Annotated in this window: 13 protein-coding genes and 1 pseudogene; 5 read left to right on the forward strand and 9 right to left on the reverse strand. The window is 69.1% G+C overall.

Annotation, left to right across the window (positions count from 1 at the left end; genetic code table 11):
* Positions 1-499 (forward strand): transposase (locus ACZ7MX_RS36420; protein ID WP_472138577.1); only part of this gene is annotated, 499 nt, incomplete at its 5' end.
* A gap of 117 nt (positions 500-616) precedes the next feature.
* Here ACZ7MX_RS36420 and ACZ7MX_RS36425 read toward each other — a convergent pair.
* Positions 617-1,519, reverse strand: coding sequence for a serine hydrolase (locus ACZ7MX_RS36425; RefSeq protein ID WP_472138579.1), 903 nt, complete (start codon positions 1,517-1,519; stop codon positions 617-619).
* The gene (locus ACZ7MX_RS36430) at positions 1,516-2,418 is read right to left on the reverse strand and encodes a LysR family transcriptional regulator (RefSeq protein WP_472138581.1); all 903 of its coding nucleotides are present in this window, start codon (positions 2,416-2,418) and stop codon (positions 1,516-1,518) included. The genes ACZ7MX_RS36425 and ACZ7MX_RS36430 overlap by 4 nt, the downstream gene beginning before the upstream one ends.
* Positions 2,419-2,586: 168 nt before the next feature.
* Here ACZ7MX_RS36430 and bla point away from each other — a divergent pair, with 168 nt between their 5' ends.
* On the forward strand, positions 2,587-3,513 hold the full coding sequence (bla, locus tag ACZ7MX_RS36435) for a class A beta-lactamase (RefSeq protein ID WP_472138583.1): 927 nt from the start codon (positions 2,587-2,589) through the stop codon (positions 3,511-3,513).
* A gap of 367 nt (positions 3,514-3,880) precedes the next feature.
* Here bla and ACZ7MX_RS36440 read toward each other — a convergent pair whose 3' ends face one another.
* Positions 3,881-4,918: a DMT family transporter gene (locus ACZ7MX_RS36440; RefSeq protein ID WP_472138585.1), complete on the reverse strand. Its 1,038-nt coding sequence runs from the start codon at positions 4,916-4,918 to the stop codon at positions 3,881-3,883.
* 40 nt (positions 4,919-4,958) lie between these two features.
* Between ACZ7MX_RS36440 and ACZ7MX_RS36445 the strand changes: the two genes are divergently transcribed.
* Positions 4,959-5,483 (forward strand): MarR family winged helix-turn-helix transcriptional regulator, encoded by a 525-nt coding sequence (locus tag ACZ7MX_RS36445; RefSeq protein ID WP_472138587.1) that lies wholly within the window; start codon positions 4,959-4,961, stop codon positions 5,481-5,483.
* Positions 5,484-5,821: 338 nt separating this feature from the next.
* Here the strand turns inward: ACZ7MX_RS36445 and ACZ7MX_RS36450 are convergent, their stop codons facing one another.
* The 3 genes from ACZ7MX_RS36450 to ACZ7MX_RS36460 all read right to left on the reverse strand — a co-directional run bounded on the left by ACZ7MX_RS36450 (position 5,822) and on the right by ACZ7MX_RS36460 (position 9,374).
* Positions 5,822-7,225, reverse strand: coding sequence for an NAD(P)-binding protein (locus ACZ7MX_RS36450; RefSeq protein ID WP_472138589.1), 1,404 nt, complete (start codon positions 7,223-7,225; stop codon positions 5,822-5,824).
* On the reverse strand, positions 7,222-8,433 hold the full coding sequence (locus ACZ7MX_RS36455; RefSeq protein WP_472138591.1) for an epoxide hydrolase family protein: 1,212 nt from the start codon (positions 8,431-8,433) through the stop codon (positions 7,222-7,224). Before ACZ7MX_RS36455 ends, ACZ7MX_RS36450 begins: the two co-directional genes overlap by 4 nt.
* Positions 8,434-8,702: 269 nt before the next feature.
* Positions 8,703-9,374 carry a TetR/AcrR family transcriptional regulator gene (locus ACZ7MX_RS36460; protein ID WP_472138592.1) on the reverse strand — a complete coding sequence of 224 codons (672 nt, stop codon included), beginning with the start codon at positions 9,372-9,374 and terminating at the stop codon, positions 8,703-8,705.
* 305 nt (positions 9,375-9,679) lie between these two features.
* Here ACZ7MX_RS36460 and ACZ7MX_RS36465 point away from each other — a divergent pair.
* Positions 9,680-9,904, forward strand: a pseudogene (locus ACZ7MX_RS36465) (IS701 family transposase); the annotation flags it as partial.
* A gap of 97 nt (positions 9,905-10,001) precedes the next feature.
* On the opposite strand, the gene ACZ7MX_RS36470 reads toward ACZ7MX_RS36465, so the two are convergent.
* The 3 genes from ACZ7MX_RS36470 to ACZ7MX_RS36480 all read right to left on the reverse strand — a co-directional run bounded on the left by ACZ7MX_RS36470 (position 10,002) and on the right by ACZ7MX_RS36480 (position 12,023).
* The gene (locus ACZ7MX_RS36470; RefSeq protein WP_472138594.1) at positions 10,002-10,868 is read right to left on the reverse strand and encodes an NmrA family NAD(P)-binding protein; all 867 of its coding nucleotides are present in this window, start codon (positions 10,866-10,868) and stop codon (positions 10,002-10,004) included.
* Between the two features lie 52 nt (positions 10,869-10,920).
* Positions 10,921-11,382 (reverse strand): hypothetical protein, encoded by a 462-nt coding sequence (locus tag ACZ7MX_RS36475; protein ID WP_472138596.1) that lies wholly within the window; start codon positions 11,380-11,382, stop codon positions 10,921-10,923.
* A 119-nt stretch (positions 11,383-11,501) separates the two neighbouring features.
* Positions 11,502-12,023, reverse strand: a complete 522-nt coding sequence (locus ACZ7MX_RS36480) for a MarR family winged helix-turn-helix transcriptional regulator (RefSeq protein ID WP_472138598.1) — start codon at positions 12,021-12,023, stop codon at positions 11,502-11,504.
* Between the two features lie 392 nt (positions 12,024-12,415).
* On the opposite strand from ACZ7MX_RS36480, the gene ACZ7MX_RS36485 reads away from it, so the two are divergent.
* Positions 12,416-12,895, forward strand: coding sequence for a hypothetical protein (locus ACZ7MX_RS36485; RefSeq protein WP_472138600.1), 480 nt, complete (start codon positions 12,416-12,418; stop codon positions 12,893-12,895).
* Positions 12,896-13,041 lie beyond the last annotated feature (146 nt).

Below are 13,041 nucleotides of genomic sequence, written 5' to 3' on the forward strand. Positions count from 1 at the left end.
CCAGCCTGCATACAGCGGACTGGGGCCCAGGCCCCTGCCGCGATACCGCACCCGGCCGGTGTCCTTGCGCGACCACGTGCTGGCCGCAGGGCGAGACCAGGGGCGGACCCTGACCTGGCGCAAGGGTTCCAAAGCAGCGATGAGCTCGCACTTCGTGCTCGTGCGGGTCCGTCTTGCCGGGCGTCGGCCCAAACCTGCCACGGACGGCACGATCCCGCTGAGCTGGCTGATCGCCCAGTGGCCCGAGGACGCAAACGAGCCTGTTCAGTACTGGATCTCGAACCTGCCAGCCGACATCCCCGCCCGCGACCTCGTCCGCATCGCGAAGTTACGGTGGCGCATCGAGCACGACTACCGAGAGCTGAAAACCGCCCTCGGGCTGGACCACTTCGAAGGCCGCTCCTTCGCCGGCTGGCACCGCCACGTCACCGTCGTCACCGCCGCCCACCTCTTCCTGACCGAACAACGGAGGAGCCCAAAAGCCCCTGCCAGGGCCTGACCCTCTACCAGGCCCTGGACCTCCTCCAACACCTCCTGGCCACCTGGACAGGCACGTGCCCCACCTGCCACCAACCCACCCCCTGGCAGCCCTACGACACCACCTAACAAAGCCCTACTAGAGCTGCCGAAGGTGGTCCCGGAGTCGGCGGGCGGTCTGGGCCATGAGGGCTTCGGCGCCGGGCTGCGTGACTGCCGGGACGAGTGACTCGGTGAGGACGGCGACGGCGAAGGCCTGGCCGTCGGCGTGCTCGACGACACCGATTTCGTGACGGAGGTTGAGGAGCGTACCGGTCTTGGAGGACCAGGTCGTGGCGTCGGAGCTGAAGTCCGGGGCGAGCCGGTGCCGGAGCAGGTTGTGGGCCATGAGGCCGCGCACACGGCCGGCCACGTCAGGGGGGATCACCGAGGGTGTCCACAGGGCTTGCAGCAGGTCGACCCAGGCTCGTGCACTTCCGGTACTGGCCCGGGTGGCGTCGAGCTGCGGCACCCGGTGTCCGCGGCCGCTGGTGCCGGCGTCGATGGCCAGGGCGTGGGCGAGATGGGCCTGTGCGGCATCGAGGCGTTCCACCGGGGTGTCGGACAGCTCGCGGGTGGTGTGCCGCACGGTGATGCCGTGGAGGCCGAACTCGCAGAGGAGACAGGCGACTTGGGTGGTCGGGGTGAGCTCGAACAGTGCGTCGGCGGCCGTTCCGTCGCTGACGCAGGTACTGAGGTACAGCAGGTCGTCGATCGCGATCCGGGCGGGGTGGCGGAATCTGCTCAGTCCCGTGGGGCCGGGTGTGGCGATGCGCCCGGGTTGCACGTCGAGCCTCGTGGCTCCGTCGAGTTCGCCCCGTCGGATGCGTTCCGCCGTTGCCAGTGCGAGCGGGATCTTGACCAGGGAGGCCGACGGCAGCTGGGTGTCCGGGTCGATCCCCAGCTCGTCCCCGGTGTGGAGGTCCCGTACGAGCAGGCAGCCGTGCAGGCCGCCGTCGTGCAGCTGCCGGCGCAGGTCGCGAAGGAGTGCCTCGGTGTTCACGCCGCCGCCTCTTCCGCGGCGCCTGCCCGGGTGTCCGCGCCGAGGCAGCGGGCGATGGCGTCGCCCAGACGTGCGGCGAGGGGCTGGGGATTGCCGTCCGCGGCGGCCGCGAGGGCGAAGCCCCGGCTGAGCGTGGTCTCGCCGATGGGCCGCCAGTTCAGGGCGAACTCCTCGGCCTGGGCGGGAGAGCACAGCAACACATCGCGGGTGCTGAGGACTTCCGCGGCGGCGGTCGTCAGATCGGCCCCGGCGACGATCTGCGCGGGACGCAGGCCGACGGCGTCGCGCAGTCGCGTCAGCGGGTCGCGGATGTGCGGTACGTCGTCCTCCGGCTGGATCCAGACGCGACGGGCCGGGCCGGTGGCGGTGCGGCCCATCCACAGCGTTTCGAGGTAGACGCGCTGTACGCCGGGATCCTCGGCACCGGCGAGCCCCAGCGGAACGGACCACGTCGCCTCGTCCGGTGGGACCGCGAGCAGGGCGGCACGCACCTGCTGACCGTGGAGGAGCTCCCTGCGTTGCGGCGGTGGCGCGATGCGGAGATCGAGAGTCACACCGTGCCCTCGGGCTTCGGCCACGAGGCGCGCGAGGCCGACCGTGGAGCAGATGTCCGGGACCGCGAGTCGCCATGGCTTGCGCCGGGCGGCTTCGGCCTCGTCCAGCAGCACATCGGCCGCCTGCACGAGCTGTCTGGCCACCGGCAGCAAGTCCCGGCCGAAGGGGGTGAGGACGGCCCGCCGCGAGGTGCGCTCGAAAAGCCGCTCACCGAAGTGTTCCTCCAGGGCGGCGACGCGACGGCTGGCCACCGGCTGGGACATCCGGGCAGCGGCCGCTCCGACGGTGAAGCTGCCGTGCTTGCTGACATTGACGAACGCGCGACACGCTCCCACCAGATCCACAGCCCGAATCCTATGCCGGTTCCGCATGGAACAGCGCACAAGCGTATTGGACTGCATGGCAGCCGGCGAAGAGGGTGATGCCGGCACTCACGACCACACACCGGACGGAGCCGTGTCGCTCCGTCCCCTGGCGCGCCCTGCGCGCGGGGCGCCTTGGAGGTTTGGACCATGCAGCACACCCGTGCCCGGCGGGCCGTTCTCGGCGCGCTCGCCGCGCTCACCCTCGTCCCGCTCGTGGCCTGCGGCCAGGGCAGCTCCTCGGCCTCGTCGTCTCCGTCCGCCGCGACGACGAAGCCGGCAGCGGCTGCTCGGCCGTTCGCCGGTGAGTTCAAGAAGCTTGAGCAGAGGTTCGATGCGCGACTGGGGGTCTACGCCATCGACACCGGCACCGGACGCGAGGTGGCCTACCACGACGGTGAGCGGTTCGCCCACGCCTCCACGTTCAAGGCGCTGGCCGCCGGCACCGTGCTGCGCAGGCACTCGCCGAACGGCATGAACAAGGTGATCAGGTACTCCAAGGGCGATCTGGTGGACTACTCCCCCATCACCGAAAAGCACGTCGGGACCGGGATGACCCTGCGTGAACTGTGCGACGCCGCCGTCCGCTTCAGCGACAACACCGCGGGCAACCTGCTGTTCGACGCGCTCGGCGGACCCAAGGGCCTCAACGCCGCGCTCAAGGGGATCGGCGACCACGTGACCCGGACGGAGCGCCGCGAGCCCGAGCTGAACCGCTGGGCACCGGGCGAGCAACGGGACACCAGCACGCCGCGGGCGCTGGCCAAGGACCTGCGTGCGTTCGTCCTCGGAGACGTCCTCGGCAAGGGCGAACGCGCCCAGCTCGCGAAGTGGCTGCGGACCAACACCACCGGCGACGAGCTCATCAGGGCCGGAATGCCCAAGAACTGGAAGGTCGGCGACAAGACCGGCGCGGGCAGCACCTACGGCACCCGCAACGACATCGCCGTGGTGTGGCGCCCCCACGCCGCCCCGGTCGTCGTGGCGATCATGTCGCGCCGCAGCACAGCAGATGCCCCCTACGACAACAAACTGATCGCGGAAGCGGCATCCGTGGTCGCCGGCACGCTGTCGTAGCAGGAGACAACGCCCCTGCCTGACGGCGATGTCCCAGAGCGGCATTCCTCCCGGCACCACGCACCCAACGCGGCTGGATCCGGCCATCACGGCAACGCAGCCGGATCCGGCCCTCACCTCACGGCGCACATTGTCCCAGTCGCCTAATGTGAGAGCCTCCACCCAGGCGACAAAGCTCCTGGTCAAGGCCCCTTTACGGCTCAGATTACGACTCAGACAGGCCGGGGTGGCCGCCCCGGCCGTGATCGCGCTGGTGGACGGATCCGGCGCCGGGCGGTCCACCAGGGCTGCGGAGCGTTACCAGGTCTTCCGCCCCTCCCGTGGCGAGCACGTCGCCGCGACCACCAACGCCCCCGAGAGAGGCGAGTCACTGGTCACCTGGGTTGCCGTCCTCCCGATGACGAGGCGCCTGGCGCGCCGCCCGGCCCGTCCCACCGAACGGCGTGAGGTCGCCCCGTACCACCTGGCACCGGTCGCCTGACGCGGCAGGCTCTTCCGTCGATCGGCTTCTCCCCAACAGTGGCCGGTTCACCGAGGGCCCGGTGCCACCGCGTCGGCTCGCGCGCGTGGGCCGGCCGAGGAGGACCCCGGCCAGCACCAGCGCCACTCCGCACAGTTGCTGAACGGTCAGGGCCTCTGCGGCCAGCGCCGTGCCGAGCAGGACGCCCGTGACGGGGTTGAGCAGTCCGACCAGGCCCACTGTCCCCGCGGGCAGGTGCCGCAGGCCCGTGAACCAGGCAGCGAAGGCCAGCGCGGTGGCGACCAGGGTGACGTACCCGAACGCGAGGAGCGCTGACGGGGAGAGCGCAGGGGGCAGGCCCTCCACGGTGGCGGCGGCCGGGAGCAGGAACAGGCCTCCGGCGGTGAGCTGCCAGGCGGTCGAGGCGAGTACGTCGGTGTCGGCGCTCCACCGCTTGGTGAGGATGTAGCCGAAGGAGGACACGAGCATGGCGCCTGCCGAGGCGAGGATTCCGGTCCCGCTGACGGCGTCCGCCCCTGTGAGCACCATGAGACACACCCCTGCGACCCCGATCGCGGCACCTGCCAGGTGGGCGGTCCGGGGCCGCTCGGACACCACGGGCCAGGCGATGAGCATCATCGTCAGCGGGGACACCGCCATGACGGTCGAGGCGATGCTCGTCGGAAGCAGCTGAGAGGCAACGTAGACGAGCACGAAGAACACACTCACGTTGAGCAGCCCGAGCACCGCGGACCGCCACCACCACGCGCCACGCGGCCACTGCCTGCGCAGCACCAGCAGGACGAGGCCAGCGGGCAGTGCCCGAAATGCAGCTCCGTACAGCGGACTTCCTTCGGGGAGGAACTCGTGTGTGACGAAGTAGTTGGCTCCCCAGGCCACTGGTGCGATCGCCGTCAGTGCCACCCACCGCGCATTAGCTTCCATGGAAGGCAATATAGCTTCCTGGGAAGCTATCATCGTGTCCATGGAAGACCCGCAACCTCTGGACCGCGTAGCCCGCATCCAGGCCGACTGGCGCCGCGAACGGCCGGACGTCGACATCTCACCGCAGGGAGTGATCGGCCGACTGCACCGTCTCGCGGACCGGCTCACCGCGGAACTCTGCCTCGTCTACGGCCGTTACGGACTCAGCGAGGGAGAGTTCGACGTCCTGTGCGCGCTGCGCCGCGCCGGTGAACCCTACGAACGGGCACCCGGCGAGCTCGCCGCCCACACCATGGTCACCACGGGAGCGATGACGAAGCGGATCGACCGGCTGGAGCAGGCCGGACTCGTCACGCGCCGCCGCTCCGACGACGACCAGCGCGGCCGGATCGTCGCCCTCACCCGCCCCGGGCGCGAACTGATCGACCGGGCCTTCACCGACCACATGCGCAACGAACGCCGCCTGCTGGACCTCCTGGAACCCGCCGAAGCCGAGGCGCTCGAAACACTGCTCACCGCCTGGCTCTCCCGCATGGATCATCCAGGCCCAGGCGGCCGAGAGTGACCCAGGGCTGGTTCTCGTCGGACAGCCGGGCGCCCATGGCCGGCTGCTGCTGAACGTCCGCCCCACCAAGGCAGCTGGACGGCCCGCAGGCCCCGGTGAGGCCTCACTCGCGGGGGTGGCTGCCGCGTGGCCGACGGTGGGTGAACACGATGACCGGGCCCGTCGCGAGGAGAACAGCGAGGACCGCGTAGCCGTGGGCAAGGGTGGTCAGCGTGGCGGCACCGGCGACGAGCAGCGGGCCGCCGGCGTCACCGAGTTCGCGCCCCAGTTCGGCGGCCCCAGGACCGCCCCCGGAAGCGGAAGCCGCAGCGTGGCCGGTGTGCGGGTCGTGGAGGCGGTCAATTCGCCGCCGCGACTGCGTTCGCCTGGTGGAGAAGCTCCTTCAACTTCCGTTGCTGGGCCTGGAACATGGGGAGGAGTGCGGTCCGCTGCTCGGGGGAGAGTTCGGGGATCCGCCGGCCCATGAGCCTGCAGGTGCTGAGCCATTCGATGAGTGCGGGGTCGGCGGTCCATTGCTTGAACCGCTCCTGGATATCGCCGAAGAACTGTATCCAGTCCAGGGCGGAGTCGGGGTGCTGCGCGGGTGGGCACAGTGCATTCTTGGTGTCGTCGTCGGCGTAACCGGCCTCGACGTGGGCGGTGAATGCGGCGCTGAACACTTGCTGGCAGGGGATCACCGCCTGCAAGGTGATGCGCGCTTGGTCGAACACCGGCGCCTTCGGCCGTCGCTCCAAACCGTCGGCGGTGCAGTCGATGTAGAGGGTTCCGTCCCGCGCGGGAAGGGTGGCCTGGTCGAGTTCGATGGCCTTCTCTTCGATGCCCTTGACCCTGCCGTGGCGGACGACGTCGTCGATGCGGCGTAGCTGCGCGAGTTCGGCGCGGGCGACGGTCGCGCAGCGGTAGGCGGTCGGCTCGACGTCGGGCGACAGCCGCAGCAGCAGGCCGCTGTCCTCCAGCCGTGTGAAGAGGTCTTGGACTGTGTGCGCGTCGGCCACGGCCTTGAGGCGGGCCGCGTCCACTTCGCCGCCGAGATTTCCGGGCTGCCAGTGGGCGCGGTCGAGCAACCAGGAGTCGCGGGGCATGATCCAGGTGATGTCGGACGGATCGGTCCCCCGGCTGAGCAGCCACAGGCAGGCGTCTATGCCGGTCTTTCCCGCGCCGACGACGGTGTAGTGGGGCGGCTGGTCCTGCAGGGCGGGCAGCTGGTTGGGGGTGATCAGGCGGACGCCGGGAGCGACTTCGTACGCGGGGGGCACCATGGCCGGCACCGTGACGTTCATGTAGGTGGCGTCCACGGTCCGCCGTTTGACGGTCACCTCGACCTCGGCACCGCTGACGATGGAATGGAAGCGCTGGATGTCGGGCCGCTGTGGATCCGGGCCGTCGTAGAAGGACTTGGGGAAGTAGGAGACCCGGCCGGTCGGCAGGAATGTCTTGCGCATCACCTGGTCGAAGTAGGCCAGGATCTCGCTGGCCGAGGCCAGCTCGTGCATGCCGGCGTTCCATCCGTCCTGGTCTATCGCGCCGCTGCCGAGCTCGCGGGAGTTGACGCCGTAGAAGGCCGACGGCTGGTGCAGGCGTACGAAGGGGTAGGCGACCGTCCAGTGGCCGCCGGGCTGGTCGTAGCGGTCGACGATGGCCACCGTCGCGTCGGTTTCGGCGAGGAGGGTGTCGGCGAACGCCATGCCCATGGCCCCGGCGCCGACGATCAGGTAGTCGACCTCAAGAGCTGTCGGTGTCAACGGATGTCTTCCTTTCCGTGGTTGCCTTTCGAAGAGGGGGAGCCAGCCGCACCCAGCGCGGCCCTCAGTTCTCCCACGAACGCCTGCGGCACTTCCAGCGAGGGGAAGTGCCCGCCTCTGTCCAGTTGGTTCCAGTAGCGCAGATCGCCGAAGCGGGCCTGGACCCAGGAACGAGGCCGCCGGAAGGGCTCCTTGGGGAACACCGAGACCGCCGAGGGCACGGTCACCGGAGCGGTGAGATCCGTGGTGGTGAGGCTCTCCCAGTACAGCCGGGCCGACGACGCGCCACAGGCGCTGAACCAATAGAGCGAGACGTTGTCGAGCAGCCGCTGCCGGGACACCGCGTTCTCCGGGTGCCCGTCGCAGTCGGTCCAGCCGTGGAACTTCTCCACGATCCAGGCCAGTTGACCGGCGGGCGAGTCGGCCAGCCCGTAGCCGAGCGTCTGGGGACGGGTGGCCTGTTGCCTCATGTAGCCCGACTCGCCCTCGGCCCGCTTCCGCGATTCCCTCAGCACGGCGCGCTCGGCGTCGCTGAGGTCGTCCGTGGTCGCGCCGGGGGGCTGCTGGGCGGGCGGCATCGTGGTGTGCATCGCCTCGACGCGGCCGGGGTGGCGGACCGCGAGCGCCGTGGTGACGAAGGCACCCCAGTCCCCGCCTTGGGCGAGGAAGCGCGCGTACCCGAGCCGGGACATCAATGCGGCCCATGCGTCGGCGATCCGCTCGACGCCCCAGCCCGTCCCGGTGGGCTTGTCGGAGAAGGCGAAGCCCGGCAGCGAGGGCGCGACGACGTGGAAGGCGGGCAGGCCGGCGGGCGGGTCGACCAAGTCGTCGAGGATGTCGAGGAACTCCACCACCGAGCCTGGCCACCCGTGAGTGATCAGCAGCGGGCGAGCGTCCGGCCGGGCCGAGCGCACATGCAGGAAGTGGATCCCCAGTCCGTCGATCGTGGTACGCCACTGGCCACGGCCGTTCAGCTCGGCCTCCAGCCGGCGCCAGTCGTAGTCCTCACCCCAGTACCGGCACAGCTCCGCGACATAGGAGCGCGGGATGCCCTGCGACCAGTCCGTCACGGTCTCCGCCTCGGGCAGCCGTACGCGGCGTAACCGCTCACGCAGGTCTTCGAGTTGATCTTCGGGCACCCGGAGCACGAAGGGCACGACGGCGGTGGACTCAGCGTCGGCGTCAGCGTCCGCGTCGAGGTCAGCCATGATGTTCTCCTTCTCCTCTGTGGAAGTCGACGGGTGGCACACCGCGGCACAGCCACGGCGTGCGGGGAACTTTCGCTCGCGCGATGTTCGGCCGTCCAGCCATCCGGCCGTCCGGCTCAGCGCACAGGCCCGCCCGCGCAACAGGCATGACAGCAGGGGTCTTGCCCGCACGAGGTGGTTCATACCGATGCGCTGACGACACGCTCAGCGCCCGGCCCCGGTGCGGGGCGAGACATCAGAACGGGGGTACTTCGGGTGGACGAAAGGAATCAGGAACCGGAGGAGGTCAAGCCGGCGACCTGCTCTTCCTCGGCGGTCGTGAGGGCGACCACCGGCATGTCCGTCAGCCCGGGGCGCACGCGCAGACCGTCCAGGACGATCGTCAGGTAGCGCCTCCACACCGCGTTCGAGACCGGCTGGGTGTGCTGGATCGCGCAGCTCACCATGTAGAAGATCAGGGGCAGGTCGGTGGTCGCCAGGTCCGGACGCAGCAGACCGGCGTCCTGGGCACGACGCATGACCGCGTCGGCTGCGGGCACGAACTTGCGCCGAGCCCGCGCCACCAGGGGGCGGCCCCCGACCTCGGAGAACACCACTTCTCGCAGTCCGCGATCGGCTGCCATCTCCTCCAATGCCATGGTCAGCAGACCGACGAACCCCTCCCACGGGTCGTCAATCGTCAGAGCGCTCTCCGCGAACGCCACCAAGGCATCGACACGCTCTTCGAACAGCTCGTTGATCAGCGCTTGCTTGTTGCCGAAAAGCCGGTAGGAAGTCGCCACTCCGACACCGGCATGCCGAGCGATGTCGTCAAGGTTCACCCCCAACCCCCGCTCGGCGAACACCTCCCGAGCGGCCAGGAGCGTGCGCTGTCGGTTGGCTTCGGCATCGCGTCTCAGGCGCCGTGCGCCACGGGACGCGGATGAATCCGTTCCGTCCATGAGCTCACACTAGCCCTATCTGGAGTTGCCAACTCCAGATAAGCTCCCTCCGCACAACTCACCGAACCCGTACGGTCCTCCTCACGTCACGGCCCGGCAGTGCCCCTCTAGATGCTCACCGGTCGTAGAGCCGGGTCCCCTCGGCTCATGCCGACGCCGATGGGAAAACGACCGAGTACGCAAGGCTGTCGAAGAATTGCACGGCCATGTCGTGGCGTTCGGGGCATCCGTTCAAGGCCAGGCCTGGCCTAGTACTGCAACGGTGTTTGGTGTGACGGTTGGGCAGACCGGTCGTTGGTCTGGTCATGGGTGGGGACCTTGCTGATGTCGGGGTGTGGGCCGGTGAACTGGACGCTGTGCACGAGCGGTTCGTGCATCGGTTTTCCAGGTCGGAGCCGCGGGAGTCGGCGCTTGCCTATATGCGGGGACTGATCGCTCCGCTGGAGCGGAAGAACGGTTGGACACTGGCCGAACAGGCCGGTCACGCTGCTCCGGACCGCATCCATCGGCTGCTGAACCGGATCGAGTACTACTGCGGACGATGTCCGCCCCTCACCCTTCTCCGGGATACCGGGACCGGTATCCCGGAGAAGGGTGCGGGGCGGGCGCAGACGGTTGGGCGGTCGGTCAGGCGGTCTTGGTGAACGTGTGGAGATGTTCGCGGAGGAAGGTGTGCAGTGTCCTGGCGGGGCGGCCGAGGATGGTCTCGATGGTGTCGTTGGGAGATTCCGGGCGGGCGATGGCCAGTTGCTGGATCTCTACCACGTGGCTGGCGAGCCAGGGCGGCATATGTGCGGTGGACAGGAGGTGGCTGTGGAACTCGCTCGGCGGCAGGTCGATGTAGCGAACGGGGCGGCAGGTCAGCTCGCCGAGTAGACGGGCGAGCTCGGGGTGGCTGAAGGCCCGCGGGCCGGTCAGGGTGTAGGTGGCGCCGGCAAGGCTGGGGCGCAGGAGGGTCTCGGCGGCGACGTCGGCGATGTCTCGGACGTCGATGTAGTTACAGGGTGCCTCGCGCACGGCCCCGATGAGTACGCCCTCGGCGATCGCTGGGGCGTTCAGGAGCAGCTTTTGCATGAATGCGTAGGGCCGGAGCAGCGTAGCCGTCATTTCGGTCTTCGCCAGGTGTTCCTCGACCCGCCAGTGGCTGCGCGAGATGGCCACCGGTGAGGTGGGCTCGGCTGCTGGGGCGGAGAGTTTGACCACGTGCCGTACCCCGCAGTGGGCCGCGGCGTCTATCACGTTGGTCTCCAGCTCGGCTTGACGCGGGCTGTTGGCCATGGCGAGGAACAGTTGCATGGATCCCTCGAACGCGTCGCGGAGCGTCTGAGGGTCTGCGGCGTCCGCACCGACGATCTCGACTGGCGTGTTTGTGCCGATGGCGGCGCGCAGAATGTCGGGCGTACGGCTGACGGCGCGGCAGGGGACTTCGAGTTCGATGAGCCGCCGGAGCAGGGCGCTGCCGGTGGCGCCGGTGGCGCCGATGATGGTGATCACAGTGTGCCTTTCGTGGGTGAGGGGTCTGGAGAATCGGGTGGGAAGGGCTGGGTCAGGCCTGTTGCCGGGATGTCGTGCCGTGCCACCGCCAGGTGACGATGGCGGCGGCCAGGCCGGCCGACAGCGGCAGGTCGATCCGCAGTCGCTCCAGCCATCCGGCATCGGGCACCGGTGTGTGCGACGGCAGCCAGTCGGATCCGAACCATCCGGCCAGGCCGGCGATTCCGGCCGCTGTAATGGCAAGTCCGAAGGTGAGTACCGGTCGCGGCGCCGAGGCCGTCCAGCGCCGGGGTCGGCCACGGCGGTGCAGCCACGCGCCGACGATGCAGGCCACCAAGGCCGATGTGGCCCCGATGGAGGTGAAGGCGGCCCTGGTCAGTTCGGGCCGGCCGCTGAGGATTCCGCCGAGCCCGGCGGTGAGCGCAGGGGCCAGGTAGGCGGTCGCGACTTCCTTCCACAGGGTGAACGGACGCGTGGCGAAACCGCGCTGGGCGGTTCTGGGAGGGGGACTCATGTGACTCCTCCGAAATAAATTAGCTGGCCAACCAGTTGATTAGGCAGCTAACTACTGGGGTGCAGGAAAGGGTGCCGCGCGGTCGAGGCAGCCGCCCCCGCGCGTAAGTGATGCCGCAGCTATTCGGCAGTCAACGCGTCGATCCGCTGAGTGATCCGCTCCAGGAGGTCGAGGAACAGCCCGCGTTCGTCGGCGGCCAGTCCGCCGACCAGCGCCTCAAGCCGTGCGAAGTGGTCCGCGGCCATATCGCGCAACCGCTGGCTGCCGCGCGCCGTGAGTACGACTACTACGCCCCGCCCGTCCTCCGTTGAGGCGCGGCGAGCCACCAGGCCCTCTCGCTCCAGGCCAACGACCAGACCGGTCACTGTGGCGCGCGAGACGCCAAGACTCTTTGCGAGCTGCGACGGCGACTTCTCCCCGTCACTGTCCTCGAGATCCACCAGGAGGCGGTAGCGCCCGGTCGACAGCCCGGAACGCGCAAAGTGCACTTCGGACGCCCGGTCCAGGCGCGCCCCGGCAGCCATCAGGCGTACCGCGACAAGCACCGCCTGCGGGTCGGCCTCAAGCCCGTACCGCGCGATCTGCTTCCGCGCCTGTTCGAGCGTGGGTGCAGCGCCGGGGTTCGCATCCTCGTCGCTCATGAGAAGTAATATGGCGGCTAACTACCTGCCAGTCAAGCGCTGGAGGGCTCAGTGCCGCGATCCATGGGGTGCAAGGGGATTTCGCGAGTTTCGAGACACCCCTACGCGTGGGCGCGCGTGGAGGATTACGGGGCGGAAGGATCTGAGCCGACGGCCCTCGGCGGCCACTCTGGGCCTGCCTCCAGGCGGGACATTTCCCCTGTTCAGCCCGTTGTAAGCCCGAGCGTGTGGGCGGCCACTTCAGATTCCCCACGTACGGCCAGCTGGCGCGTCACACACCGTGACGATTTCTTGTTCAAGTGTCCCCCCGGTGGCTGACGGCAGCACGTATCGTTTCGGCCTCGGTCACTGCCCGAACCGGTTGGCAGTGCGACGCCCCAGGAGTTGCCGCTGTGAGTTCTACTGTGCCCGTCGACGGGCGTACCGACTTCGACTTCATCTTCGGCCGCTGGCAGGTGCGCAACCGCAAGCTGGTGGACGTCACCGATCCTGCTTGCGAGGAGTGGATCGAGTTCGACGCCACGGCTGCCGCGGAGCCGATCCTCGGCGGTCTGGGGCACGTGGACCGGATCTGGACCGATGCCTTCGAGGGGTTCACGCTGCGGCAGTTCGACCCGGAGGACAAGGTGTGGCGGATCTGGTGGGCCTCCAGTGGTCGGCCAGGGCATCTGGACCCGTACGTGGAGGGTTCCTTCACCGACGGCGTCGGCCTGTTCTTCTGCGACGACGTCCTGGGCGGGCACGAGGTCAAGGTCCGCTTCCAGTGGACAACCCATGACCCGGATACCCCGCGCTGGGAGCAGGCGTTCTCATACGACGGGGGGACCACCTGGCGCACAAACTGGATCATGGACCTCGCCCGGATCGCATAGACAGCCCTACAAAATCAGTGACCATCGGCGGCCAGATAGCTCCCCGCTAACTGGCCGCCGGTGGGGAATTCCAACTGGCCGCTGTCACGAGCGTGACACCCGAGCGTGACACCGGGCCGGACGTGCCCCGTGACAGTCCTCAGCGT

Source organism: Streptomyces sp. NPDC107765 (assembly GCF_055657085.1).